We start from the raw sequence: 25,770 nt of genomic DNA, 5'->3' as shown, positions 1-25,770 counted from the left end.
TGCGTTTAGTGTGACATGCTCCTACACTCCTCCTTCGGACTGAGTGTAGGCTTCCAAGATAATCCGGCTATCGCTTAGGAGGCTCTTGGCTTTAAGAACGGAATGCCCTGCCGCTCTATTCTTCACGTTAATTGCTGCGTTATGATCGCGGTCAAGACTGCATTTACAATTAGGGCAGTCGTGCCATCTTTCATACAGTTTTTTAGGAACTTTCACACCACACATAGAACAATCTTGTGATGTGCCTGATGGATTCACTGCAATTACCAACAACCCAGCATTTTCGGCTTTGGTGCTTAGAATTGACAGGAAGGTTGACCATCCAGCGTCATGCACAGACTTGGCTAGCATCGACCGAGAAAGACCTTTGACGTTTAAATCTTCGTGAACTACAACATCATATTTTTTTAGTAGATTGTTGACAGTTTTAAAGTGAAAGTCTTTACGCTTATCAGCTACTTTTTTGTGTTGTTTAGCAACTTGCTTAATAGCTTTTTTACGCCGATTACTTCCTTTCTTGCGGCGTGAGATACGTTTTTGAATGACCCGTAATCGCAACTGATCCTTGCGATAGTGTTGAGGAATTGAAACAACATCACCATCGGAAGTTGTCAGAAAATCTTTTAAACCGAGGTCGATACCCGTGATTGAATCTGGATTAAAGTCAGGCTTAATAGCTGGAACTGTCGTATCTTCAAGACTTAAAGTTAAATAGTAACCATCAGCTTTTTTGGTGACAGATGCAGTCTTGATTTTAAAGCCATCTGGAATAGGACGATGCAAAACAACTTTAACTATCCCGAACATCGGCAAAGCTATTAAATTACCTTGCAAACACCCATCCTTCATCTGTGGATATGTAAACGTGCGATAACGGTCGCGTGATTTAAACCGAGGTCGCCCACTTCGTTTTCCATTGCTATCACCTTTTAAAAAACGGTCAAACGTCACCTTAACTCGTTTAACTATATCCTGTAGCACCTGCGAGTAAATCTCACCGTACCAAGGATGAGTTTTTTTGAGCTGCGGTAACGTTTTCTTTTGCGAATAATAATCTGGGTTATCCCGCAATTCTGGTATGTGGCAAACAAGAGGACAGGCATTTATCGGTGAGCGATTACGTTCGTACCAATCAAATCTATCAGCCAACAAATAGTTATATTGAGCGCATAGCATAGACAGCCATCTGTCTATCTCAATGACTTGTTTTGTTGTTGGTCGTAGCTTGTATTGGTATGCTGTCCTCACCTTGTGCCCTCATCTATTAATATTATATTATCATAATAGTGACAACAATGGGTAGACAAACATGAAAACTACTAGGTTAAATGTCAGGATGTCTGAGCGCAGATTAAACAAACTTCGCTCTTACGCTGCAATAAAAGATAAAACAGTCACACAGATAGTAGAAGACTGGGTTGACAGACTGCCAAATATAGAGAGTGTTAAAAATAACGCTGACCCCCTCCCTATCAATTCTGCGGATTGAATTGGTCGGAGGTCGCGTTATTTTTAACCGCCTTATATCTCACCACTGAACGGAGTACCGTTTCAGTGGGAGGCTTACGGCGTAATAGCTAAATGAAACCCTATAAATTCTAAGTTATCCAGGTCAAACCAAAAATACTCTGGCGTGCGAAAAATATCTTGGTAGATTTGTTTTTTTAAGCCTTTATCTGTCGCTTTTGTGGAAGGCGAAAGCAACTCGACAATGATATTCGGATATTTACCATCTTCTTGCCAAATCACCCAACTTTTGCGCGGTTGGCGATCGCATCCTAGCACCACAAAAAGGTCTGGACCGCGAAATTATTCAGATTTAAGCTGACGTTGGCTGTAGTAAATTGTCAAATTCCCCGCCGCATAAAAGTCATTGCGATTTTGCCACCACAATTCTAAGCATTGTAATAACAGAATAATTTGGCGTAGATGTAAATCGCTTTCCAATGGTGGTTCGTGACTTTCTATATCTCCTGGTGGAAATATTATATCTTTTGCTGGTTCTAATTCTTGGGCAACTGACATGACTTTATTGGGGCTAAAGGTGAGATGTTCAGATAAACGGCTGCGGATGGCTGCACAGATGTAATTACTATCATAATCTTGCTGATTTATAATTATGTGCGATCGCTGTTAGCGGCGTATCGCGTAGCGTAAATCAAGATCCCATTTTAAAACTTGCAAAAGCCTTAATATACAAAACTTTTGACTTTTTATTTTTGCGTAGCGGTAGTAGTACCGCAACCCTATGATGTAAATATCTTTATTAAAAAATCTCACACTGCATTTATATCCCGCCTCGCATAAATTCCGAGTCTGATAGCTAAATTCCACTCAAGTGGACTGAATTGACAATCATTTAGTCCACTTGAGTGGACTTTCACTATGAGCCGCTGAACTTCAGTTCAGGGCGGGATGTCGGCAAGTGTGACAGTAATTTTATCTTAGTCTACGGAGGTAGACTTTGTTTGTGTAGTAGCGAATTCTATTAGCCTCATACTTTTCAAACTTTCGGTATAAAAAAAGTTGCTAATAACCAATTACCAGTAAGGCTTTCATCATAAAAGTAAGCTAAACTTTTATAGCCGAGTATTGCCTAAAAATATTTCATAATTGAAGGGAGAACATCCCAATGGAGAACATAAAAATGCTAGAACAATATCGTAAACACGTTGCTGAAAGAGCAGCACTCGGTATTCCTCCTTTACCATTGGATGCGAAGCAAACATCAGAATTATGTGAATTACTGAAAAATCCGCCAAAGGGTCAAGAGGAAATATTATTACATTTATTACGCGATCGCGTTTCTCCTGGTGTTGATCCAGCAGCTTATGTCAAAGCCGGATTTCTCACCGCGATTGCCAAAAAGGAAATCACCAGTCCCTTGGTTTCGCGCATAGAAGCGGTGCAATTGCTGGGCACAATGATAGGTGGTTACAATGTGCAAGCTTTAATCGATTTGCTGCAATGGCCCACGGTATCCGTCTCAGACTCATCTGAAACACCTTTAGTAATGGGTGGACAAGGAAAGGAACCCATTTCCGCCTACGCCGCCAACGCCTTAAGCAAAATCCTCTTGGTGTATGACGCTTACCACGATGTTTTAGAGTTGTCTAAAACCAATCCTTTCGCCAAGCGGGTGATTGACTCTTGGGCGGAAGCTGAATGGTTTACCCTTCGCCCCACAGTTCCAGAAGCGATTACCGTCACCGTTTTTAAAGTTCCTGGCGAAACCAATACCGACGATTTATCACCCGCCCAAAGCGCCACAACTCGCCCAGATATTCCCTTACACGCCTTAGTGATGTTAGAGTCACGGCAACCGGGAAGCTTACAAACCATTGCCGAATTGAAGAAAAAAGGGCATCCTGTAGCTTACGTGGGAGATGTAGTTGGTACAGGTTCCTCGCGTAAATCTGCCATCAACTCGGTGTTGTGGCACATGGGAAATGATATACCTTTTGTGCCAAACAAACGCGCTGGGGGTTATGTTTTAGGTGGTGCGATCGCGCCAATCTTCTTTAACACAGCTGAAGATGCCGGTGCTTTGCCTATTCAGTGCGATGTCACCAAGCTAGAAACTGGCATGGTAATTACCATCCATCCCTACAAAGGCGAAATCACAAACGAAGCAGGCGAAGTCATTTCCACCTTTGCCCTCAAACCTGACACCATCCTCGATGAAGTCCGCGCAGGTGGACGCATCCCCCTACTTATCGGACGTACCCTCACCGACAAAACCCGTCTTGCACTTGGTTTAGAACACAGCACCGTTTTCACCCGTCCCCAACAAGCCTTTGATACAGGCAAAGGCTACAGCCTAGCACAGAAAATGGTAGGTAAAGCTTGCGGATTACCTGGTGTGCGCCCCGGCACATCTTGCGAACCCATCATCACCACCGTTGGTTCTCAAGATACCACAGGCCCCATGACCCGCGACGAATTGAAAGAACTCGCCTGTCTTGGTTTCAGTGCAGACTTAGTGATACAAAGTTTCTGCCACACTGCTGCTTATCCCAAACCAGTAGACATCCAAACCCATCACGAACTCCCCGATTTCTTTGCTTCTCGTGGCGGTGTCGCTCTGCGTCCCGGTGATGGTATCATCCACTCTTGGTTAAACCGGATGCTGCTACCCGACACCGTGGGAACTGGCGGCGACTCTCACACCCGCTTCCCCTTGGGTATTTCCTTCCCCGCCGGTTCTGGATTAGTCGCTTTTGCAGCCGCCTTGGGTGTCATGCCTTTAGATATGCCAGAGTCAGTTTTGGTAAGATTTAAAGGAGAATTGCAACCAGGTATCACCCTCCGCGATGTCGTGAATGCCATTCCCTACGTAGCAATTCAAAAAGGTTTGCTGACAGCACAGAAGCAGAATAAGAAAAATATCTTCTCCGGGCGAATTCTGGAAATAGAAGGTTTGCCAGATTTAAAAGTCGAACAAGCCTTTGAACTCACCGATGCTAGTGCCGAACGTTCTTGTGCCGGATGCACAATTAAGCTGAGTGTAGAGACAATTTCTGAATATCTGCGTTCTAACGTCGCGCTGCTGAAAAATATGATAGCACGGGGCTATCACGATCCGCGTACCATGCTGCGCCGTGTAGCAAAAATGGAAGAATGGTTAGCAAATCCCGTGTTATTAGAAAGCGATGCCGATGCGGAGTATGCCGAAATAATTGAAATTGATTTGAACGAAATCAAAGAACCAATTGTTGCTGCTCCCAATGACCCCGATAATGTTAAGTTATTATCGGAAGTTGCTAATGATCCAGTGCAAGAGGTATTCGTCGGTTCTTGTATGACAAATATTGGTCATTATCGGGCAACAGCGAAAGTTTTGGAAGGCGCAGGTGAAGTGAAAACTCGCTTGTGGATAGCACCACCAACGCGCATGGATGAACACCAATTAAAAGAAGAAGGTGTATACAGCATTTTTGGGGCTGCGGGTGCTAGAACAGAAATGCCCGGATGCAGTTTGTGCATGGGAAATCAGGCGCGAGTTGCTGATGGCACAACAGTGTTTTCTACCTCTACCCGCAACTTCAATAATCGCATGGGTAAAGATGCGCGAGTGTATCTTGGTTCAGCAGAATTAGCCGCAGTTTGTGCGTTGCTGGGACGGCTTCCTACAGTGCAGGAATACTTAGATATTGTGGCGAGTAGAATTGAGCCTTTTGCAGATGATTTGTATCGATATTTGAACTTTGATCAAATCGTTGGTTTTGAGGATGAAGGGCGCGTGATTGCGTTGGAAGATATGCCGAGGCTTGAGGATCTTTTGGGTATGCCAGCTAGTAGTTTGCGTTAGTAAAGTTAGGTGGGCAATGCCCACCTAATTTTTATTATCTGGGTAAAAATGCCAGCAAAAGATATCTACCATAATGCCGTGAAAAATGCCTAAATTAAAGATAGCTCGACAATTACGGCTGATCCCTATCCAATCAAATATGCTGAAGTTAAACTGTTTGCGGATATGGCTGGTGAAAAAACCCTGGCTGTAAGTAGAGAAAATTAACAGTTGGTATAATTTCAGCTAAAGTGAGTCTTGACTTTAGGAAATGATATAATTCCTGGGGAAAAGATACCTAAGCTTAATGAAGTTAGGGTTTAGTATAATTAGTTAGATCAGATAAAATGTTTTTTCGAGGCTCACCATTAACTTAGCCAAGTGGGAAAATTTGGTCAGATTAGTTAAATCAATACAAAAATCTTTAAGACTAAACATTAACAAAAACAAATTATCAAGTTATGGTAACTCAATTAGAAATTACAGATGAACGCAAAGAAAAGGCTGAAGAAGAAATTCGTGACAAAAGAAGACGTGTTGACTACAACACCTTAGAATACCCTATCGAAGTAATTGTTCAAAAATATTTAGTTGGAAAGGATGAAGATGAAAATGAATTCTTTATTCCAGACTATCAACGAGAAATGGCTTGGGATGAAGATAGGCAATCAAAATTTATTGAATCTGTAGTTTTAGGTTTACCGATACCTTATATCTTCGTTGCTGATATATCAGAATCAGAAGATTTAGCACGTTTAGAAATTATAGATGGTACACAACGTATTCGCACTTTAACTAGGTTTATTAACAATGAACTTAGATTAAAAAATCTTGAAAAATTAAAAACTCTTAATGGGTTTACCTTTGAAGATTTACCGCCACAACGCCAAAGGCGTTTTAACAGAACTAGTATTAGAATGATTCAATTAACAGAAGAAGCAGATGAAGAAGTCAGAAGGGATCTTTTTGAGAGAATTAATAGTGGTAGTGTTGAATTAAATGAAATGGAGAAACGCAGAGGAAGTAAACCAGGAAAGTTTCTCGATTTAATTGAGGAACTATCAAAAAATAAAAAATTTCAAGATTTATGCTCTTTTACTAAACCTGAAATTGACAAAAGAGATCCACAAGAATTTGTCTTACGTTTTTTTGCATTTTTAAATAATTATAAAAATTACTCTGGTAAAAAAGTTCATGAGTTTTTAAATGACTATTTAGAACAAGAAAATAAATCTAGTTATCTAAGTATTGATAAAATGAAAAATGAGTTTTATTTGATGTTAGAATTTGTGGAAAAGTATTTTCCTAATGCTTTACATATTTATCGGAAAATAAAAAATCGCTATGAACCGACAACTCGAATCAAGTTTGAATCAATCTCTGTCGGTATTGCTTTAGCATTAAGAGAAAACCAAAATCTAGTACCAAAATCAACTGGTTTTTTAGATTCTCAAGCATTTAAAGATTGTACTCAATCTGATGCAAGTAGTTCTCAAAATAAGGTCAATAAGCGTATTCATTATGTTCGCGATCAGCTTCTAGGCAATTAATGAAAAGTACATTATTTCAAGATTTTGATGAACGCGCTCAAGAAGTTAGTAGATATTTTTTATTTTTGAAAAATTTAGAGCAAGGTTCAATTAAATTAAGCATGGGTAATGGTAAGAATACAAAAACAAAATTAATAAACAATGATTTAGAAAAAACTCTTAAAGCAACAGGGTTTTTGTTGCTTTATAATCTGGTCGAATCCACAATGCGTAATGCAATTACAACAATTTTTGATGAATTTCAAAATAAAAATATTTCTTTTGATGATGCCACAAATAAAATTAAAAAAATTATTATTAATAACTTCAAAGATAACAACTCTACTGATACTCTTTTAAAGAATATAAACAATATTTCATGTGATATAATATCCAGCAGTTTTGATAAGGAAAAATTATTTTCAGGTAATATTGACGCAAGAAAAATACGACAAACATCTGAGATGTATGGCTTTTCATGTACAACAAATTCTAAGAAAACTAAAGACGGTAGTGATTTACTAACAGTTAAGACTAATAGGAATGATTTGGCGCATGGTTTTAAATCATTTGAGGAGGTTGGTAGAAATGCTACTGCGGACGAATTATTGGAAATTCAAAAAAGAGTTATTTCTTATTTAAAGGGGATATTAGAAAATATAGAGAGTTATCTATCTAACAAAGAATATTTAAAATAGTTAGTTCAGGTGAGTTTTGTGGAAAATAAGATATAAAAACCCGCTTCATTACACAGCTTATAGTAAGGGTATGGATTTCTAAACATAGGAGTTATTAAAATGCTTGAACTTCATAAAAGCTATGTTATCGATGACAATCAACGACCTATTGCCGTACAAATTCCTATTGCTGAATTTGAAAAGATTAAAGAAATTCTTGAGGATTACGGTTTAGCAAAACTCATGCAGGAAGTAGAGGAAGAAGAAGCGCTAAAATATTATCAATTACAAAAAGAAAATTAAATATTGCTTCAGCTATAATTCTTTGGTTCGATTTGCTGTTGGAAGTAAGTTCGCAAACCATCTGCCAAAGCTGGAACCTGAACAGCGCGGCGCACTAAATTTTCATCGGCTTCACGCACGTAGATTTGCACAATATCGGCAACTGTGACATTGTTTTCGTCCCGACTCATCAGTTCAATCTCATCCCCTGCACCAATTTCACCTTCAACGACTACTGAAAAGTAAATGCCACTCAAGCGACTGTTGAGAAACCGTTTGACCATATCATCGCGCCCAAACTTGAGATTGAGCTTGAAGCAGGGAAACCGGGGCTGCGTCACCATCACAATAGCTGTGCCAATACGAAAGCGATCGCCAATATTCACTTTTGTTTCCAATAAGCCCTCAATTGTTAGGTTTTCCCCAAATGCACCCCAAGGCAAGTCCTCATCTGGTAACTCCTGCCGCCAGTAAGCATAATGCTCCATTGGATAAGCGTAAACCGCTTTCTCGACACCCCCGTGAACTGTCAAATCTGCCTGTCCATCTCCGTCTAGATTGAGCGATCGCAGCATTACTCGTCTATTCACAGGCTGCTTAAAAATGCTAGTTGTCACAGACTTTTTCTTCCAAGTCACTTCACGCGGTAGTCCAACGCAAACAGAAATTAATTTCATAGAGGCACTGATAGAAGACGACAATCCAAAATGAATTAATGTGGCAATTTTAAAAACTATTCAATTTGCTGTCTAAGGGATGGTGTTAGAATCATTAGTCCCCTGACAATCTCTTCAGGAGTGGCTGTGCCATCTATCGTCTTTTGAGCGATCGCCATCACTTCCAAAGCCAGGTTCGTAGGAATTCCACTTGCTTCTAACCGCTTCAATTCCAAAATGTCAATGCCTGCTGCCAATCCATCCAAATACTCTTCTACACTCACTCCTAAGTTTTCAATTTCCGACATGGGTATAATTAGTTTTTTGTTTGATTTTTACATTCAAGCATCTATTACGTAGCTATCTCCCAGTTAAATTATCCAATTTTTGGAATCAAAACGATTTTCCTCCCCCTGCTCCCTGCCCCCTGCTCCCTGCTCCCTGCTCCCTGCTCCCCTGCCCTAAAAGCGTTCGCGTAGCGTCCCGCAGGGATGGGATATTTGTCAGTCCCTTAAATATGTTCTTGTTGGGGGCGTAAGCTGCTAATCGTAGCGGTCAAAGCTAGGACAATTGCCAAAACTAACACGGTATTTCTGAGCATTGAATTATCAGAGTGTTTGATTGCGATCGCCACCAATGCCCAAAGTATTACTCCTGTATAAGCGATGTCTCGACGCTGGATGACTATAACTGCTGCAACTGCTGTTGCTATAAATACCATGACGAGAGTCCAGATTACAGCAGAAATCCCCCAACCGTTCCACCCATGAAAATACAAGGCAGACGCTACGTTGACAATGGTTGCTACGCTAATCCAGCCTAGATAAATGCTGATTGGAAAGTGAATACACCATTTTTTCAGCCGAGGTACACGCGATTTGCCAATTTCTAACCGCAAATAAACACCAATCAGGGGCAACAGAATCAAGAGCATTGCAATTACAGAAAGAGCAAAAAGCCGAGACAAAAACAGATACACCCAAATACTTTGAGCAACACAGGCAATAACCAATAGATAACCTGTTTTACGTAAATCAGGCTCATCGCGTTGTTCAGGTAGAGCTTGGTATACCCCAAAAGCAAACAACCCAAGGTAAATCAGCCCCCAGATAGCAAAGGCGTAATTGGCAGGGATAATCAGGACATTTTTAAACAAAGTATTGGAAATTTCCCCTATGCTGAGTCCATTGAGCGGAAAAATGTTCGATACTACGTTGATAATAAAAGCACCAAAGATTGCAGCTAAAGTAACAAGCTGCCGCCAAAAATCCCGGTAATTGCCTCTTGTGGAGTGCTGCATAGGATGTTAACTCATATCTTTTGTGCTTTTAGCTTACATCTGAAAAAGAGCGACGCATATAAACCACAGGCATATCGAGCAAGTCAATGAGAAGCCAGAGCGATCGCTCTCCACCTACCTTAAATTCCTTTCAAGGCATTGCACGGGATAACCCCAGCCACAGCCTGATATTATTTCCTCTAAGAAAATTAGATAGTACGCAAGGCAAGCTACGCATATTACAGCCAGCAGATGCTAAATTTGACTTTTAGCAAGACTTTGAACGATTTAACCATTTATTTGTTAAAAATCATTCATCATGAGCTTCAAAACAGTAGTCTTCTATGGTTCCTACAGGAGCGATCGCCAGGGCATTAAAGCTGCCAGATTCATGATTGATCAGCTTAATCAAAGAAACCATGAGGTGATTTTTGCAGATGCAAAGGAGTATGACTTTGGCATCTTAGACCGGATGTATAAGGAGTATGGCAAAGGCCAGGCTCCTGCAAAGATGGAAGAGCTAGCAGAGCATATCCGAACAGCAGACGGTTTTGTAGTTGTTGCGGGAGAGTATAACCATTCCATTCAGCCAGGGTTGAGCAACCTGATGGCTCACTATCTAGAAGAATACTTTTTCCGTCCGGCTGGTATTGTTTCTTACTCAGTTAGTAGCTTTGGAGGAGTGCGGGCAGCTATACAGTTACGCGCTTTTCTGTCAGAGATGGGAATGCCTACTATTTCAAGTATTTTTGCCATTTCTAAAATTGGGGAGTCTCTTTCTGAAACAGGTGCTTCACAAGAAGCGGCTTTGACGAAAAGAGTTGGTCAATTTTTGGATGAATTAGAGTGGTACGAAGAAGCTTTGCTTCGACAAAGAAAAGAAAAAGGAAACCCGTTCTAATCAAGTCAAAAGAAGTTATGTTTACAACGTATTCTATGATCATTGAAAAATCTCTTTGTTAGCAAAATGTCCAAGCGTAGTTACGCCATTCTAGGAACTGGTGCATTAGGTGGCTTTTATGGTGCAAAACTGCAAAAAGCTGGTTTAGATGTCCACTTTTTGCTGAAGAGTGATTATGAATATGTGAGTAAATCTGGTTTAGTTATTGAGTCAAAAGATGGTGATTTCGCCCTGACTCAAGTCAACGCTTACAATGATATAGAAAAAATGCCACAATGCGATGTGGTGGTGGTAGCACTAAAGACGACACAAAACCATTTATTGCCGCAGATGTTACCGCCACTCGTCAGGGATGATGGGGTAGTGTTGGTATTGCAAAATGGACTGGCGCTGGAAGAAGAAGTTGCCAAAATAGTTGGCAATGTCAGCATTATTGGTGGGTTGTGTTTTCTTTGTTCTAATAAAGTCGGAGCAGGACATATCCGCCACCTCGACTATGGAAAAATTATCGTAGGGGGATATGCTTCTGGCTATGATCCTACTGGGATTACAGATAAGATGCGGCAAATTGCCGATGACTTTACTAGTGCTGGTATCTCAATAGAATTAGTTGAAGACTTATTACTAGGGCGATGGAAAAAATTGGTGTGGAATATTCCTTATAATGGACTGTCTGTAATTCTCAACGCTAGAACAGATGAGTTAATGTCCTATGTCCACACCCGCAAATTAATTGAACAGTTGATGTATGAAGTTACAGCAGGGTCGAAAAGTTGCGGACGCATCATTCCTGATAGCTTTATTCAAACAATGCTGGATTACACCTTGAACATGAAGCCTTATCGTACCAGTATGAAAATTGACTACGACGAAAGGCGACCTATGGAAGTAGAAGCAATTTTCGGGAACCCATTACGGAAAGCGCAAGCAGCAGATGTAGATTTACCGCAGATTAGCTGTATATATCAACAGCTAAAGTTTTTGGATGAGAAAATAAGAGTGGGAGATCGGGAAAACGCTTAATTTTTTCTACCACTCTGCACTTTGTCTAACGCCAAGACTCAAGTTGACATCTCCGAATATAGATACCCGCGTGGTAGGGCTATCAACCCCACGAATCAGTTACTTGAGATTAGCAGGGCGATCATGATCCCGTTTGATTACGAAATCCGCCAACAAGCGGATGAGGTATCTATGCAACGCCCGAATTACGAATTAATCCGCAATACACTTCACCAAAGCTATGATCAGCATGAATCTCAATCACTAGATCAACCACTGTGGCATCTTTTAACAACGGCTTGATGAATAATTCCGGGTGAAGCGATCGCCAAAAATAATTGACAAATTGCTCTATCTCTGAATTGCTCATCCCCGATTTACCCGCAGCAATCATCTGCTGTTCCGCCTGTTTGCGCCACTCCAAAGAACAGCGATAATCAGTTGGATATAGCACAATTAAGCTGTCTAATTGCTCCCACAGTGGTAAATAATCGTGGAGGCGACGATTGATATCACGAGCAAATGCTTTATCTTCATCTGTAAGAATTGGCGGTGGTGCAGTGTCAAATACATCTGGGTCAATTGGTCGCACGCCCACAAACCAACCTTCAAATAGTACAATATCTACGCCTGTGACAATTTCTGAACTAGTGCGATCGCCAGCACCTCCAAAAGCAGATTTATCAAAGCGGGGAACCATCACAGGATTTTGCAACTGGCGAATTTGGTCTAGTACATTTAAGCCTAAATCTACATCGTGGGTTCCTGGTGGGCCGCGCCAAATCAAGCGGGGATCTTGCTGTGTTAAAAGTAAGCGATCGCTGTAAGTTTTATATAAGTCATCCAAAGATAAACTCACAGTCCGGTATCCCAACTGATCGAGAATCAAACTGAGAACCTTGGACATTGTGGTTTTACCAGTGCCTTGCCCCCCCAATATTCCTTGAATCAGGGGGCGTTCTAACTGTTGGCGCTGCGATGCTATCTTGATTCCCAAAGGCAGCCACAAGTCCCACAACACCTGTAACATTTCCTTGGGTTCGATTTTAAAAGTAGTTTGGCAGAGTTGGCTAAAAGCTGGTAAGACAGATTTTAGTAAATGCGATCGCTTTTCTATCACTTCATCGACATTTTCCGGCGTGATGCCAAAAGCTTTGGCCCTCAACTCATCTGCTAATGCCGCTTCTCTTGCTGACTGCTTCTCCATCTCCATCTCCCTACGATCCCAGCTTAAAGGCTTCGAGAAACAGGCTGTAGATGAAACCAACTTTCAGGAGATTTAGTGAGTCTACCAAGAGCGATCGCCTTGACAAAAACCTGGGACTATAAAATATCCTACTGGTAACTTCCGTCAGCAGTACTAAAAAAGCAGCTACCACAATATCCAACACACCCTCTTGACCGGCTGTAGTGGAAACTGCGTTTCCCAGAAAAAAACCGAACAAAAAACTAATTATCAGCAACGATAGTCGCCGCCAAGGATTTAAAAACCATTGCCCCAAGCGTGTAGCAATGGCATCGAATAAGTTATTGAGACGAGTGTTTTGCATCACATAGACTTCTGCGGAAAAGTCAAGATATCTTGAAATATCTTTATATTCAAAAGAGGATATTGGTTTTAACCTCAGCTTGTTTGTTAATATTATAGATATCTGCTGGGCTTTCAGCGTTGATTCAAATTTGCACATCCTATCATGTTTAGGCAAGCATAGCCCCTTAAAAGGCTGCTTATTCTAACGCAAGATGAAATATGCATCTTAGATTTATATAAGGGTTTGGCAAAAAACGCCTTGTTAGGGCCGCTAGTGGTTTCACGAAGTTTTTATTTTTCTTTATACAAATGAATTGGCTGGCTCGGTATCTAATTTTCTTGTTTTTATCCAAGCCTACGGTCAAGACACAAAGCAATGGGTATTTGTACCCCAAGTTTATCAAACATCAAGTAAATTATTTCCTCCAAATATTTTCTCATCAAAATGATGTTTATAATACATTGGTATCGCTAATTGTAGGAAAGTTTATATTAGACTACTTTCTATGATTCCCTTTTGGGATAATAGGCTACTATTTGGTCAAGCCTAAACAAAATATTTATTTCTAATAACTATCAATATGAAATCCTCAGTATATCGTAACGTCGGTATTACAGTTCTTTGCTTGGGACTGCTTGCTGCTCTAGTGGGATGCTTTGGAGTGAGCGTATCCCTTGAGTCTACAAACCCAGATACATCTTCACAACCGCCGACTGAAACTACTCAGTGGGAGACGGCTTCATCTACACCCGTTTCACCTGATAAGGGTATTTCCGCTAATCTATCAACTCCAGCAACTACCTCAAGCAATCAAGTAGAACATAATAATATTAAAGAGAATACTTATCCTGTCTTGGCAGAGCGTGATAAATCAGCTAGCAAAAGTAAGGATCAAGGAACTTTGCGAATGAGCAATCAAACAAATCAGCCTGTACGGTTGGCTCTACTGGCGCGACAGTCGCTCGCAAAAGGCTCTGGGACTAAACAGGCTAACTATGATGTACCGGCACATTGGGATTTTGCTCCCGAAGAAGGTAGTGAAAAGGGACTGATTTTATCTCTACCTCAAAATAATTTAAAGCTGGAGAAGGGAGATATTTTAGTTGCTTTCGCACAAGATGGTTCCCGTCGTTACTGGGGCCCCTATATTGTCGGCGAAACTCAATTACCTAAATGGAATTCCCAGAACAGAGAATGGCAACTAGTGCTGAGTCCATAGTCAATATTTAGTAGTACTAGTACGCGACGGCAGAAATAGAGTAACCATTTAGAATCCCTAAAGTGCTTATTCCATAATACTTTTGAATGCGTGACTTTTGACTTTTGACTTCCGCCTTGCGGTACTAGTGTATTGGAGAAGTTTCTTTGGCGACTTAGAACAACTGGCGTTACTGAACAGGAAAAAGTGTAATATTGTTGAATTTAAAACTCCGAAGAACAAAAGATAGATAATCAACGACTATTGAGTAGTGATTGTTGACTATTGACTAATGAGCATGAAATTGAGTGTTAAGCACACTGTTGATCAGTGGTTCAACAAAATAGCAAAGAATCCAGCCCTTGGTGTAACTGTGTCAATTTTGTGGTTGATATTGATTGGCTGGATAGCTTTTGGGTGGAATTTGGGCAATATTGGCTTGATTGATGAGACAGAGCCGTTGTTTGCCGAAGCTTCCCGCCAGATGTTCGTCACAGGTGATTGGATTACCCCATTTTTCAATGGTGACACTCGTTTCGATAAACCTGCTTTAATTTACTGGTGTCAAGCGATCGCTTATGCAATTATAGGGGTGAATGAGTGGGCAGTACGCCTTCCTTCAGCGATCGCAGCCTTCGCCTTAGTTTGTTTAGTTTTTTATACCATACAGTGGTATTTCGCTAAACAAGACGAATTAGAGCAAGTTTCACGTCCTAATCGCCGCTACAAAACATCTTTTATAGCAGCAGCGCTCATGGCACTCAATCCCGAAACTATTATTTGGGCAAGAACTGGTGTCTCTGATATGCTGCTCACCGGATGTATCGCATCAGCTTTGTTATGTTTCTTTCTCGGCTATGCAGGCAAGGGAGGGGGTAGGGAGCAGGGAGCAGGGAGCAGGGAGCAGGGGGAAAATTCCTCTCCTCTGCACCCTGCCCCCCGGACTGCCTCTTCTGCCCTATTCCCTAATAAGTGGTATTTAGCTTTTTATGTGCTGATTGCTGGCGCAATTTTGACTAAAGGCCCAGTGGGAATTGTTTTACCAGGGCTAATTGTTGCCGTATTTTTGCTTTACGTAGGAAAATTTCGAGAGGTGTTGCGAGAAATGCGCCTTCTCGTGGGTGTATTGATAATTTTAGGTTTATCAGTGCCCTGGTATGCTTTAGTAATTTGGCGTAATGGCTGGAATTATATTAATGCCTTTTTTGGCTATCACAACCTAGAACGCTTTACAGAAGTAGTTAATGGTCACTCAGCACCTTGGTATTTTTACTTTTTAGTAGTGCTGCTGGGTTTTGCGCCCTACTCAGTGTATTTACCACTCTCTATAGTAAGATTAAAGTTTTGGCAGCGATCGCACTGGCGATCCCTTGAACGTTTTCAACAGTTTGGTTTATTCGCCTGGTTGTGGTTTGCTAGCATCTTTGGCTTTTTCACCGTTGCTGTTACCAAACTCCCTAGCTACGTGTTGCCTTTAATGCCAGCAGCAGCTATTCTAGTAGCCTTGTTGTGGAGTGACTTTTTCCAGGATACAGAGGCTAGGCAAAAAATACCTGTTTCTTCCTCTCCCACCTCTCCCATCTCCCCCTCTTATCTCCGAGTGAGTGGTTGGGTGAATGTAGTATTTTTATCAGTTCTGTCTATAGCACTGTTTAACATAACCCACATATTAGGTACTGATCCAGCTATAAGCAACTTCCACGAACAAATTCAACGAACTGGTTTACCAGTAATAGCCGGGGTAATGTGGTTAGTTTGTGCCGTTTTAGTTGCGGGTTTATTACTAAATCACCAATGGAACCAGGTTATTGCTATTAATTTAATAGGGTTTGTGGCGTTTTTAATTTTTGTTTTAACGCCTGCTTCGTTCTTTATTGATCGAGAACGTCAATTACCTTTAAGGGAGTTGTCTGCGGTCATTCTAGAAGCAAAACAACCAAATGAAGAATTGATCATGCTTGGGTTCAAAAAGCCTAGTGTGGTATTTTACAGCCACATTCACGTAAATTATTTAAGATTTCCTCAAGAGGCTATAGAGCACATCAAAAACCAGGCTGCCAAAGGGCTAAAACCTGCTTCAGTGCTGCTGTTGGCTGAACAGAAAAAGTTTTTACAAATGGACTTACAGCCCGATGATTACAAGAATTTATCGACCAAGGGTGCTTATAACTTGGTTCGAGTTCCTTTTAAGAAAAAGAAAACTGAAAAAATGGATATATCTTGATTGGGAATTGGGGACTAGGAAAGATAAGTATGTAGATTTATATCCCAACCAATCTTAAAAGAATTTTTCCCCAGTACCCAGTACCCAGTACCCAGTTCCCAGTACCCAGTTCCCATCAACATTTGTCATTGTAACCATTGGCAGCTAAAGCATGATTGATCTGGTTTAAGAGGTCTTCCATTGATATTGATCGCGGTAATATTTGGGTAGCGATCGCACCAACAACAGTTTCTATAGATTCCAAACCATTCTTCTTCTGCTTGTCAATTTCCTTGTAAGCTACCCCAGACTGGAAACTGGTTTCTGGGTGATTTAATCGCTGATTCAGTACTAAAATTGGTGGTAATTTATCAGGCGAATCTCCCAATGTTTTCAATGCTTTTAGCACGTCTTTGTGGATAACGGATTCTCCTAAACAAATTAGCAGTAAGTCAACGCTTTGGTGGCGAATTTGTTGTAATACTTCTGCCCAACAGGGACTCATCGCCGCTTTGAAGCCTGCTGTTTGTAGGTACTGAATTAAAGCTTGGAACCACTCAGACCCCCGTTTTGCAGTTTCACTGCTAATTGAGCAATTTTTTGCTGTCCGAGAACTCTTAAGTTGCTTGCGTCTTACCTGTGGTAAATCACGCAGCATTGTCAAATCCACTACCAAGATGTTAGGAGGACAGCAAATACCAGAAGCAATTTCCAATACTGATAGTAAGGCATCTGTTTTCTCGGTGCGACTGCTGTTGTCTTTAGCAAATGGTGTTAAGTAAGGAAATACAGATAATTCTGGTATTTTAGAAGCTATTAGAGTAGTTGCAACATCGCAAGTAACTAGTGGTATAGCCGCCAAACGTGGATGCTGAATTAGTTCTTGTAGATAAATTTGGGCGGTGGTACTTTCGACATCTAGCAAAATAACATCAAACTGCCATACCCGCGCTAAAAGTTCTGCTTGATCTAAGTCATCTACTTCAATCACGCGGTGTTCTCGAAGTGAGGGGTGGGGATTAACCGATTCCAACTGGGGATTCACCAACCTGAGAATTCGCAGTGGGGTTTTAGTTGGCACAATTGCGCTGTTGTTTAACCCTTGCGACAAAACTGCTGGTGAAGTACATAATTTTTCGAGAACTGGTGCTAAAAGGTGATTCTCTACTGGCAAGCTTAAGAAACCATCGGCTCGGTTAGCAAATGCTTGCTCCTTTTCGGCTCCCGTTGCGGTCACAATTACAGATATATGCCGGGTTGCGGTGTCAGATTTCAGTAAAGTCAGCACATCCCAGCCTGATAGCAGGGGTAGCAACGGATTCAAAAATATGGCGATTGGTTGCAAGCGCCGAGCTTTTTCGACTGCTTCTGTTCCCGATCGCGCAATCACTACCCGATATCCTAAACCTTTTAGTTGTTCGGTCAAGTCTTCAATATATCGGGCTACTGCCTCGACTACTAAGACCAACCGTTGCGAACTGGCGGGATGATGCTGTGTGGACGTAGTAACATGCAAACGAGCGGCGGCAGAGTTTTCCCGTGTCGGTTGGTATCGTGTTTCTTCCTCTTCGCCAATTCCCATATCTGGTTCCGAAAAGCCTGTTTTCGGGGGACTGGGCGGCAGAAGTAGTGTAAATTGGCTACCTTTTCCTTCACGCGATAAGAAGCTAACATCTCCTCCGTGGAGACGAGCTAGGGCCCGGGTTAATACCAGCCCCAAACCAGTGCCTTCAAATTGGCGTGTGAGGGGATTTTCTAGTTGTTGGAATTTTTGAAAGATTAAGTGTTGCTGGTGTTCAGGAATCCCAATCCCTGTATCCCAAACAGTAAACGCAATCCAGCCTTCCCAACGGCTCACCCGTAGCCCAATTTCACCAGATATTTCGGTGAATTTAAAGGCGTTGGAAAGTAGGTGTACTAGCATCTGGCGCAAGCGCAATTCATCTGCCACTATCTGGTCTAAACCTAGTTCAATGGAAAGGCAGAATTGGGGAGCAGATGAACGGGCGTTTTGAGTTGGTGAGGCAGATGTAGTTTTAGTAGTTTGAGTGTGGATGGCTTTAGCATCTGATAAGGCGCGATCGCACACAGCCTGAATTTTCACCGGAGTCAGCGTCAAATCCATTTGTCCCGTTTCCATCCGGGTCAAATCCAAAATGTCATTCACCACGCTCATCAGGTGGCGTCCACTTTGATGAATCAGTCCCGCATAACGGGCTTGACGCTCATTAAGTTCTCCCAACTGCTGATCCACCAGCAACCGCGATAATCCTAAAACGGCAGTTAGGGGAGTTTTGAGTTCATGACTAATACAAGCTAAAAATTCATCTTTCAACCGATTTAGTTGAATTAAATCGGCATTCTTTGCAGCCAATTCTTTGCAAAGCTGCTGCTGTTCAGTCACATCAGTAGCTAAAATCAACCACAAATCCTCGCTGAGTGCAACCTCAGCTTCAGCACTCATGACTTGAAACTCAGGACTATCTAAAGGAATTTTGGCAAACTGCCAGATTCGCTCCTGACCATTTTGCACTTCGACAACGCAAGTACAAGTCCCTACTTGACTATCCAAATAGCAGCGACTGTATACAGGATCTGGTGATGCTTCTTGCTGAGTCAGTTCCTCTTTACCACCATGCTCATTCTCCCTACCATTGGGATAAACCTTGATTGCTTGTTGGCTGACATATTCTGGTTTTTCGGAGGGTTTAGGGACAAGTATTGCCTCCACCTGTTGCCTAACTCCTTCTGGATCTTTCAAGGCTCCTAATTGCTCCCACCAGGCGGGATTTCGTGCTAGCACCTCGCCAGTACCCGTTTGCAACATCAAAGGCCAAGGCAGTCTTTCCAACAACAGCACTAGTGGCTGGTGTCCCAATGACTTGGGTTGATTTGGCGGCTGTACACGAGTACCATACTCATGGCGATGGTCAGAACTTTGTAATCCAGCCATGCGTTCTTTAGCCAGCGATCGCAACAGGCGGGAACTATCTAGCAGCCCCAAATATTGGCCATGAGAGTCAATCAGCGCCCAATCTAAGTTCTGCTTTTCGGCTTGGGCATAATTCAAGTGCAAGCCTAATTGCTCTACACGCTCAGAAGCTGATATTGTCTGTATTGGCTCAATTAGACCTTTACCCCAGATAGAGAGTGATTCATGTAAATTTAGATTTTTATCGTCACTATGTGCTAATAATTTTTGGATTAAACGGGCAGAATACAGCAATCCGATGGGGGATTGTTGTTGATTCACTACTACCAAGCGATCGCACTGCTCTTGCTCAAAAATCTCTAACACCACTGCCAGAGAACTTGTTTGGGGGCAGCTAGGTACGGTTGCCTGAAAGTCATAAAGCGGGTAATCTAGCATTAACATAAGGCTTTTGGGGTCATTCTTCCTGTGGAACCCTCCGGCATTTCCATCTGCCAAATGTTGATGGTGTTTTCGCCTGAAGCCATATCCTCTAAGAAGACTCATATAAGCAACTCTGGTTATTTCAACGCCATTAAAAAAACGGGATTTCCCCTCACGGGCACTTTTGCGTCCTTTATATTTTTCCAAGAGGCGACGTTTCTAAGTTTTAGCAACTAGCCTCCCCAGTGTCTTACTGGTATTTAAACTCCTCATCGATAGCGACAGCTAAAACAATTATGGCCCCAAAGAATCGCTTTAGAACCTTGAGGAATTATAATGATTTAAAATGGGACAATCCTTTAAGTTCGTTTAAGTATCTTATCAAGGAGCAAAATTAAAAAATCTATCTATTTATTTATATACATAGATATAGATATGGAAATAATAATAGATTAACTACTGTGTCTTGCTATGCCGACAGATACCTCATCATCAAAAACCAGTCTAATTACTCAGTTGCTGCACTAAGTTGTTGAGTAGCTAGGGGCCGCAAAGCGGAAGTCAAAAGGCAAAAGTCAAAAGTCAAAATTTTTGTATGTCGAGGCTTTTGCAAGTTTTAAAATGGTAGCTTGATTTACGCCGCCATTTATTAGCACTACCTGTTAACATAGAGCATTATTTTGGGGTGTAATCACCAGTTTACTGCACACCTAGTATTCCCTTATAAGCGTTAGGCAAAGTTATCAGCCCAAGTTTCTTGGTCAGGGCGATCGAGGAGATAGATTTAAGAATAAATGTTATTACCGATATTGATTCTGCAACCTGATGTTAACAAATGTTTAGATAAGCTAGTTGATTTACACAACCAAAAAGGTTGGAGCCGATGGGTGTGGAAAGTTATTGACGCGATTATTGCCCAATTTTTCTATCTACCCCTTGTTGCAACTACCTCTGGAAAAATTAACTATTTACCAAATTTGCTGCAACAAAATTTAAATCAAGCATACACAGACAATTATATCTATGTATTTGCCAGTCACATCCAAAAAAGCCAACAGGTTTTCCAGGAGATGACTCCAGCAGAAAGGCAAGGATTATTAAGAAGCCTTAAATCAGATTACAGCCTGATTCTTATAAACTATTTTACCACAGATAAAACACTCAAAGAAAAAATTGATAAATTTATCAATACTATATTTTATGCGAATATTCCTGTGCCCCAAATCATCGAAATTCACATGGAGATAATTGAAGAATTTTCTACCCAGCTAAAATTAGAAGGCAGAAGCAACGAAGCCTTACTTGATTATCGTTTAACGTTGATAGATATCCTGGCTCACTTATGCGAACTCTACAGAAATTCGATTTCTAGATAAATTAAAATTATCAATGTTGAACTTAGCAGAAGCTACCTCTGTTAATCACCCACAATCTGTAAACGAATATTGTATTTATATTCTCATGACTAGCTTGTATGTATATGGATAAAGCCAGAAAAACCTACGTTCTCAAACTTTACGTAGCAGGGAATACCCCTAATTCAGTCCGGGCATTAAAAACACTCAAAAATATTTTAGAGCAGGAGTTTAAAGGTGTTTATGCTTTAAAAGTAATCGATGTACTGAAAAGCCCGCAACTGGCAGAAGAAGATAAAATATTGGCGACACCAACATTATCTAAAATTTTGCCTCCACCCGTTCGCAAAATTATCGGGGATCTTTCAGATAGGGAGAGAGTATTAATTGGATTAGATTTGCTCTATGAAGAACTGAGTGAAGGAGATTTTGAAGAGGAAAATAACTAATGAGCTAAAGTTTTAACTATTTAGAGGAGCCATGTTGACAAATAGCCTCGCCAAAATAAAATCAGAAATTTAATCATAAAAAACTGTTTTTAATACCCTTTTGTTATCAAGCAATGAGTGAAACCGAGCAACTAAAACCAAAAAACACACCAAAAATTGGGGGTGTAGAAAAAATTCGCACGATGATCGAAGGGTTTGATGATATTAGTCATGGTGGTTTACCAATTGGTAGAACTACTTTGATTAGTGGCACTTCCGGTACAGGCAAAACTTTATTCTCTCTTCAGTTTCTCTATAACGGCATCACCTACTTTGACGAACCAGGAGTATTTGTTACTTTTGAAGAATCACCCAGTGATATTATTAAAAACGCTCATGTTTTTGGGTGGAACCTGCCACGCCTAATCGAGGAAGGCAAGTTGTTTATTCTCGATGCATCTCCCGATCCTGAAGGTCAGGATATCGTTGGTAATTTTGACCTGTCTGCACTAATTGAGCGATTGCAATATGCTATTCGCAAATACAAAGCTAAACGAGTTTCAATCGACTCAATAACAGCAGTGTTTCAGCAGTATGAAGCGATGGGAGTAGTCCGGCGCGAGATTTTCCGCCTAGTAGCCCGTCTCAAACTACTCAATGTCACCACTATTATTACAACTGAACGTAGCGAAGAATATGGCCCCGTCGCCTCTTTTGGAGTGGAAGAATTTGTTTCCGATAATGTAGTAATTGTTCGCAACGTTTTAGAAGGAGAACGCCGCCGTCGCACAACTGAAATTCTCAAGTTGCGCGGCACAACTCACATGAAAGGCGAATATCCCTTCACAATTACTAATGAAGGAGTTAACATCTTCCCACTGGGAGCAATGCGCTTGACTCAACGATCTTCTAATGTCAGGGTATCTTCTGGTGTCAAAACCTTAGATGAAATGTGCGGTGGTGGTTTCTTTAAAGATTCAATTATTTTGGCAACAGGAGCCACAGGGACTGGTAAAACCCTGTTAGTAAGTAAGTTTATTCAAAATGGTTGCCTGAATGGAGAACAAGCAATATTATTTGCTTATGAAGAATCACGCGCCCAACTATCTCGTAATGCTTCCTCTTGGGGAATTGATTTTGAAGAATTAGAAGATCAAGGTTTACTCAAAATAATTTGTACCTATCCCGAATCAACTGGTTTAGAAGACCACTTACAAATTATAAAATCAGAAATTGCTGTATTCAAACCAGCCCGAATTGCTATTGACTCCCTATCAGCATTAGCTAGAGGAGTCAGCAATAATGCATTTCGGCAGTTTGTAATTGGTGTGACGGGTTATGCTAAACAAGAAGAAATTACTGGTTTCTTTACTAACACAACTGATCAATTTCTGGGAGCGCATTCCATTACTGACTCTCACATCTCCACGATTACCGATACAATTCTGATGCTACAGTACGTAGAAATTCGTGGAGAAATGTCGCGGGCAATTAACGTATTTAAAATGAGGGGCTCTTGGCATGATAAGGGCATTCGTGAGTATAATATTACTGCTGACGGGCCCGATATCAAAGATTCATTCCGAAACTACGAACGGATTATTAGCGGTGCTCCTACTCGCGTTAGTATCGATGAAAAGGCGGAACTTTCTCGCATTGTTAGACGTTTTGAAGACAAACAGAGTTCCGAACCCTAAATTTAGTATCGTAGTATATTCTTTCCTAAATTTAGTATCGTGCTATATTCTGTGGTGAAGAAAGGTTTTCTGCCGCTAGATTGATTTTCGTGTGAGGGATGCGGTGAAAGGACAGCAATTATTCCATAGCTTATTGCCTGGTGTGACAGCAGCAGTCTTAACAACTCAGCCAACTTGGGCTGGTACTGTAAAACTAACTGGGGTACGGCTGGCCTCTTCTCCTAGTGTTTTGACTTCTACTTATGGTCAAGACTTAATTGGGGGCATTGTGAATACGCAATTGCATAATGGTGCAAATGTTAGTGTTCCAACCCTAGTACCTGCTTTCGGTTTCAGTAAACTTAGTATGAAGCCTTTAAGTAATAACAGTATTCCAGTGTTTAGATCTGAAAATACTGTTGTGCCAATAAAACAAGTACTTAAGAAAGATAAAGGTAGATTTTTCAGTTCGACACCTACCTTTAATGCTTCCCAACAGCTTGCTGTCAGCCGTTCTGCTCAAAATAACCAAAAAAACAGTAATTCAAGCGCTTATGGGCAGAAATCAAAGAGCATAGTAGTTCCCAACTACACTTCAAAACCCTCTTCTGTCCAAAAAGAAATTTTGTCCCTGTCTTCTGCACAGCAGCGAGTGGTTCAAAAGATAAATACTGTTACTCAGTCGCAAACATTTTTACAAACTTCAGCTACAGGTGTAGGATCAGCAAAACTGTTGTCAGCGCAACAATGTCCACAGGAGTTAGGGAAAAGCAAATCAGTAGCAAAGCAGCTGATTTCAAGTACCTGCTCACAAGAAAATGCTGCTGGCTTACGCATTGCTCAGAGTAATGCCCCAATTCCGACAGATTCGACGCCAACTCCCACTGCACCGGAAACTATAACTCCTGCACCAGAGGGTTCGGTGCAACCTTCCACAGTGCCAGAAACCATAATTCCTGTACCAGGGGGTTCGGTGCAACCTTCCACAGTGCCGAGAACCATAACTCCTGCGCCGTCAGGGCCGGTGCAAATTCCACAGAACCTGATTCCTAGCTCAAATCCCCTGCAATTTCCCACCAAACCGGAGGAAGTGAGACTTCAGGGAAATCAGCCGATTACTTTAGCACAGGCTCTAGAGCTAGCACGGCGCAATAATCGGGATTTACAGGTGTCTCTATTGGAGCTAGAACGCAATCGAGCATCTCTACGCGAGGCGCAAGCTGCTTTGTTGCCCACTCTGGGAATTAGCACGGATCTTACTCGTAGTCAGTCTGCTGGTAGTCAGCTGACGGACGAATTAAGTGGGCGAAACGGCTTACTTTCTAACCAAGATCAACCCAGTACATCTTTTTCTGGTCAAGCACAACTTTCATATAACATTTATAGTTCTGGAAGAGTGCAAGCTAACATCAGAGCGGCTGAAGAACAGGTACGTTTTAATGAGTTGGCTGTAGAAACTCAGTCTGAGACAATCCGTCTGAATGTTGCCACTGACTACTACAATCTGCAACAAGCGGATGAACAAGTACGTATTGCCCAGTCGGCTGTGCAGAACTCTGAGGCTAGTTTGCGTGATGCAGAAGCTTTAGAGCGAGCTGGGGTTGGTACGCGGTTTGATGTGTTGCGATCGCAGGTAAATTTAGCAAATGCCCAACAAAATTTGACTAATGCTAGATCGCAGCAGGCAATTTCCCGTCGTCAGTTAGCAACTCGGATAAGTTTACCGCAGGCGGTAAATATTAGTGCAGCCGACCCTGTACAGTTAGCTGGTCTTTGGAACCCAACGCTAGAACAAAGTATTGTGCTGGCTTATCAAAATCGTCCAGAATTGCAACAGCAGCTAGCACAACGCAATACTTTTGAGCAACAGCGTAGGCAGTCCCTTGCAGAGTTGGGCCCTCAAGTTAGTTTGGTCGCCAGCTACGACCTGCTAGATCAGTTCGATGATAATGCCAGTGTTACTGATGGTTATTCATTCGGAGTTAGGGCAACCCTAAATGTGTTTGATGGAGGAGCAGCAAGAGCAAGGGCAGCTCAGTCGAGAGCTAATATTGCGATCGCAGAAACTCAATTTGCCGAACAGCGCAACCAAATTCGCTTTCAGGTAGAACAAGCCTATTCTACCCAGCAATCTAGTTTGGCCAATGTTCAAACCGCTAATACCGCTTTAGAACAAGCTAGAGAAGCTCTACGTTTAGCGCGTTTGCGATTCCAAGCTGGTGTAGGTACTCAAACTGATGTCATTAACTCTGAAAACGACCTCACACAAGCTGAAGGTAATCGAGTCACGGCAATTTTGGATTACAACCGTGCTTTAGCTCAGTTACAACGGTCTGTTACCCTCAGAGCATTACGCTAGCGCCCCTTTGGGGAAGTCAAAAGTCAAAAGTCACCCATGCTTTAATTT

The 25,770-nt window shown here is 41.6% G+C and carries 21 protein-coding genes and 2 pseudogenes; 15 read left to right on the top strand and 8 right to left on the bottom strand.

The annotated features are described in order from the left end of the window. Positions 1-21: 21 nt before the first annotated feature. Entirely contained in the window at positions 22-1,248 is a 1,227-nt protein-coding gene (locus LC608_RS16035) for a transposase (RefSeq protein WP_229554478.1), read from the bottom strand. Positions 1,249-1,309: 61 nt separating this feature from the next. On the opposite strand from LC608_RS16035, the gene LC608_RS16030 reads away from it, so the two are divergent. Further along, on the top strand, positions 1,310-1,489 hold the full coding sequence (locus LC608_RS16030; protein WP_229554477.1) for a hypothetical protein: 180 nt from the start codon (positions 1,310-1,312) through the stop codon (positions 1,487-1,489). Between the two features lie 89 nt (positions 1,490-1,578). Here LC608_RS16030 and LC608_RS16025 read toward each other — a convergent pair. After that, positions 1,579-2,025 (bottom strand): annotated as a pseudogene (locus tag LC608_RS16025) (Uma2 family endonuclease); the annotation flags it as partial. Between the two features lie 622 nt (positions 2,026-2,647). Between LC608_RS16025 and acnB the strand changes: the two are divergent. From acnB to LC608_RS16000, 5 genes and pseudogenes are all read left to right on the top strand, one after another. Further along, positions 2,648-5,311: a bifunctional aconitate hydratase 2/2-methylisocitrate dehydratase gene (gene acnB, locus LC608_RS16020; protein WP_229554526.1), complete on the top strand. Its 2,664-nt coding sequence runs from the start codon at positions 2,648-2,650 to the stop codon at positions 5,309-5,311. A gap of 93 nt (positions 5,312-5,404) precedes the next feature. Beyond that, positions 5,405-5,512, top strand: a pseudogene (locus LC608_RS16015) (element excision factor XisH family protein); the annotation flags it as partial. A gap of 239 nt (positions 5,513-5,751) precedes the next feature. After that, a complete protein-coding gene (locus LC608_RS16010) occupies positions 5,752-6,840 on the top strand; it encodes a DUF262 domain-containing protein (RefSeq protein ID WP_229554476.1) in 1,089 nt (362 codons plus the stop codon). Next, positions 6,840-7,517: an MAE_28990/MAE_18760 family HEPN-like nuclease gene (locus tag LC608_RS16005; RefSeq protein WP_229554475.1), complete on the top strand. Its 678-nt coding sequence runs from the start codon at positions 6,840-6,842 to the stop codon at positions 7,515-7,517. The genes LC608_RS16010 and LC608_RS16005 overlap by 1 nt, the downstream gene beginning before the upstream one ends. Before the next feature lie 99 nt (positions 7,518-7,616). Then, positions 7,617-7,799 carry a hypothetical protein gene (locus tag LC608_RS16000; protein WP_229554474.1) on the top strand — a complete coding sequence of 61 codons (183 nt, stop codon included), beginning with the start codon at positions 7,617-7,619 and terminating at the stop codon, positions 7,797-7,799. 8 nt (positions 7,800-7,807) lie between these two features. On the opposite strand, the gene LC608_RS15995 is transcribed toward LC608_RS16000, so the two are convergent. The 3 genes from LC608_RS15995 to LC608_RS15985 all read right to left on the bottom strand — a co-directional run bounded on the left by LC608_RS15995 (position 7,808) and on the right by LC608_RS15985 (position 9,734). Next, positions 7,808-8,455 (bottom strand): MOSC domain-containing protein, encoded by a 648-nt coding sequence (locus LC608_RS15995; protein WP_229554473.1) that lies wholly within the window; start codon positions 8,453-8,455, stop codon positions 7,808-7,810. Between the two features lie 56 nt (positions 8,456-8,511). Then, positions 8,512-8,742, bottom strand: a complete 231-nt coding sequence (locus LC608_RS15990; RefSeq protein ID WP_229554472.1) for a hypothetical protein — start codon at positions 8,740-8,742, stop codon at positions 8,512-8,514. A gap of 203 nt (positions 8,743-8,945) precedes the next feature. After that, positions 8,946-9,734: a tryptophan-rich sensory protein gene (locus tag LC608_RS15985; protein WP_229554471.1), complete on the bottom strand. Its 789-nt coding sequence runs from the start codon at positions 9,732-9,734 to the stop codon at positions 8,946-8,948. 86 nt (positions 9,735-9,820) lie between these two features. Here LC608_RS15985 and LC608_RS15980 point away from each other — a divergent pair, with 86 nt between their 5' ends. From LC608_RS15980 to LC608_RS15970, 3 genes are all read left to right on the top strand, one after another. After that, entirely contained in the window at positions 9,821-9,985 is a 165-nt protein-coding gene (locus LC608_RS15980) for a hypothetical protein (protein ID WP_229554470.1), read from the top strand. Positions 9,986-10,032: 47 nt separating this feature from the next. After that, a complete protein-coding gene (locus LC608_RS15975; RefSeq protein ID WP_229554469.1) occupies positions 10,033-10,614 on the top strand; it encodes an NADPH-dependent FMN reductase in 582 nt (193 codons plus the stop codon). 66 nt (positions 10,615-10,680) lie between these two features. Next, positions 10,681-11,637 carry a putative 2-dehydropantoate 2-reductase gene (locus tag LC608_RS15970; protein ID WP_229554468.1) on the top strand — a complete coding sequence of 319 codons (957 nt, stop codon included), beginning with the start codon at positions 10,681-10,683 and terminating at the stop codon, positions 11,635-11,637. Positions 11,638-11,806: 169 nt separating this feature from the next. On the opposite strand, the gene LC608_RS15965 is transcribed toward LC608_RS15970, so the two are convergent. Both LC608_RS15965 and LC608_RS15960 read right to left on the bottom strand, forming a co-directional pair. Next, on the bottom strand, positions 11,807-12,823 hold the full coding sequence (locus LC608_RS15965; protein WP_374108403.1) for a glycerate kinase: 1,017 nt from the start codon (positions 12,821-12,823) through the stop codon (positions 11,807-11,809). A 10-nt stretch (positions 12,824-12,833) separates the two neighbouring features. Continuing rightward, positions 12,834-13,166, bottom strand: coding sequence for a DUF565 domain-containing protein (locus LC608_RS15960; RefSeq protein ID WP_229554466.1), 333 nt, complete (start codon positions 13,164-13,166; stop codon positions 12,834-12,836). A gap of 562 nt (positions 13,167-13,728) precedes the next feature. On the opposite strand from LC608_RS15960, the gene LC608_RS15955 reads away from it, so the two are divergent. Together LC608_RS15955 and LC608_RS15950 are read left to right on the top strand one after the other, a co-directional pair. Next, positions 13,729-14,367, top strand: coding sequence for a hypothetical protein (locus LC608_RS15955; RefSeq protein ID WP_229554465.1), 639 nt, complete (start codon positions 13,729-13,731; stop codon positions 14,365-14,367). A 271-nt stretch (positions 14,368-14,638) separates the two neighbouring features. Next, on the top strand, positions 14,639-16,570 hold the full coding sequence (locus LC608_RS15950; RefSeq protein ID WP_229554464.1) for a glycosyltransferase family 39 protein: 1,932 nt from the start codon (positions 14,639-14,641) through the stop codon (positions 16,568-16,570). 115 nt (positions 16,571-16,685) lie between these two features. Here the strand turns inward: LC608_RS15950 and LC608_RS15945 are convergent, their stop codons facing one another. Further along, complete coding sequence (locus LC608_RS15945; protein ID WP_229554525.1) at positions 16,686-19,925, bottom strand: ATP-binding protein; 3,240 nt, start codon at positions 19,923-19,925, stop codon at positions 16,686-16,688. Between the two features lie 773 nt (positions 19,926-20,698). Between LC608_RS15945 and LC608_RS15940 the strand changes: the two genes are divergently transcribed. The 4 genes from LC608_RS15940 (at position 20,699) to LC608_RS15925 (ending at position 25,722) form a co-directional block, all read left to right on the top strand. Further along, entirely contained in the window at positions 20,699-21,280 is a 582-nt protein-coding gene (locus LC608_RS15940) for a circadian clock protein KaiA (protein WP_229554463.1), read from the top strand. Positions 21,281-21,384: 104 nt separating this feature from the next. Continuing rightward, positions 21,385-21,708 (top strand): circadian clock protein KaiB, encoded by a 324-nt coding sequence (gene kaiB / locus LC608_RS15935; RefSeq protein ID WP_109012544.1) that lies wholly within the window; start codon positions 21,385-21,387, stop codon positions 21,706-21,708. Positions 21,709-21,821: 113 nt separating this feature from the next. Continuing rightward, entirely contained in the window at positions 21,822-23,384 is a 1,563-nt protein-coding gene (kaiC, locus tag LC608_RS15930) for a circadian clock protein KaiC (RefSeq protein ID WP_229554462.1), read from the top strand. Positions 23,385-23,487: 103 nt separating this feature from the next. Further along, positions 23,488-25,722, top strand: a complete 2,235-nt coding sequence (locus LC608_RS15925) for a TolC family protein (RefSeq protein WP_229554461.1) — start codon at positions 23,488-23,490, stop codon at positions 25,720-25,722. Positions 25,723-25,770 lie beyond the last annotated feature (48 nt).

Source organism: Nostoc sp. XA010 (assembly GCF_020829625.1).
GTDB lineage: Bacteria > Cyanobacteriota > Cyanobacteriia > Cyanobacteriales > Nostocaceae > Nostoc.
The sequence above is the reverse complement of the archived record's forward strand: the minus strand, read 5'-3'. Positions and strand labels throughout refer to the sequence as shown.

Bases quoted from the DNA above. Each gene is read 5' to 3' on its own strand.
- LC608_RS15950 (WP_229554464.1), top strand. From the start codon at position 14,639: ATGAGCATGAAATTGAGTGTTAAGCACACTGTTGATCAGTGGTTCAAC.
- LC608_RS16005 (WP_229554475.1), top strand. From the start codon at position 6,840: ATGAAAAGTACATTATTTCAAGATTTTGATGAACGCGCTCAAGAAGTT.
- LC608_RS15965 (WP_374108403.1), bottom strand. From the start codon at position 12,823: ATGGAGAAGCAGTCAGCAAGAGAAGCGGCATTAGCAGATGAGTTGAGG.
- LC608_RS15975 (WP_229554469.1), top strand. From the start codon at position 10,033: ATGAGCTTCAAAACAGTAGTCTTCTATGGTTCCTACAGGAGCGATCGC.
- LC608_RS15960 (WP_229554466.1), bottom strand. From the start codon at position 13,166: ATGCAAAACACTCGTCTCAATAACTTATTCGATGCCATTGCTACACGC.
- kaiC (WP_229554462.1), top strand. From the start codon at position 21,822: ATGAGTGAAACCGAGCAACTAAAACCAAAAAACACACCAAAAATTGGG.
- LC608_RS16030 (WP_229554477.1), top strand. From the start codon at position 1,310: ATGAAAACTACTAGGTTAAATGTCAGGATGTCTGAGCGCAGATTAAAC.
- LC608_RS16000 (WP_229554474.1), top strand. From the start codon at position 7,617: ATGCTTGAACTTCATAAAAGCTATGTTATCGATGACAATCAACGACCT.
- LC608_RS15990 (WP_229554472.1), bottom strand. From the start codon at position 8,742: ATGTCGGAAATTGAAAACTTAGGAGTGAGTGTAGAAGAGTATTTGGAT.
- LC608_RS15985 (WP_229554471.1), bottom strand. From the start codon at position 9,734: ATGCAGCACTCCACAAGAGGCAATTACCGGGATTTTTGGCGGCAGCTT.
- LC608_RS15970 (WP_229554468.1), top strand. From the start codon at position 10,681: ATGTCCAAGCGTAGTTACGCCATTCTAGGAACTGGTGCATTAGGTGGC.
- LC608_RS15940 (WP_229554463.1), top strand. From the start codon at position 20,699: ATGTTATTACCGATATTGATTCTGCAACCTGATGTTAACAAATGTTTA.
- LC608_RS16010 (WP_229554476.1), top strand. From the start codon at position 5,752: ATGGTAACTCAATTAGAAATTACAGATGAACGCAAAGAAAAGGCTGAA.
- LC608_RS15955 (WP_229554465.1), top strand. From the start codon at position 13,729: ATGAAATCCTCAGTATATCGTAACGTCGGTATTACAGTTCTTTGCTTG.
- LC608_RS15980 (WP_229554470.1), top strand. From the start codon at position 9,821: ATGAGAAGCCAGAGCGATCGCTCTCCACCTACCTTAAATTCCTTTCAA.
- LC608_RS15945 (WP_229554525.1), bottom strand. From the start codon at position 19,925: ATGTTAATGCTAGATTACCCGCTTTATGACTTTCAGGCAACCGTACCT.
- kaiB (WP_109012544.1), top strand. From the start codon at position 21,385: ATGGATAAAGCCAGAAAAACCTACGTTCTCAAACTTTACGTAGCAGGG.
- acnB (WP_229554526.1), top strand. From the start codon at position 2,648: ATGCTAGAACAATATCGTAAACACGTTGCTGAAAGAGCAGCACTCGGT.
- LC608_RS15995 (WP_229554473.1), bottom strand. From the start codon at position 8,455: ATGAAATTAATTTCTGTTTGCGTTGGACTACCGCGTGAAGTGACTTGG.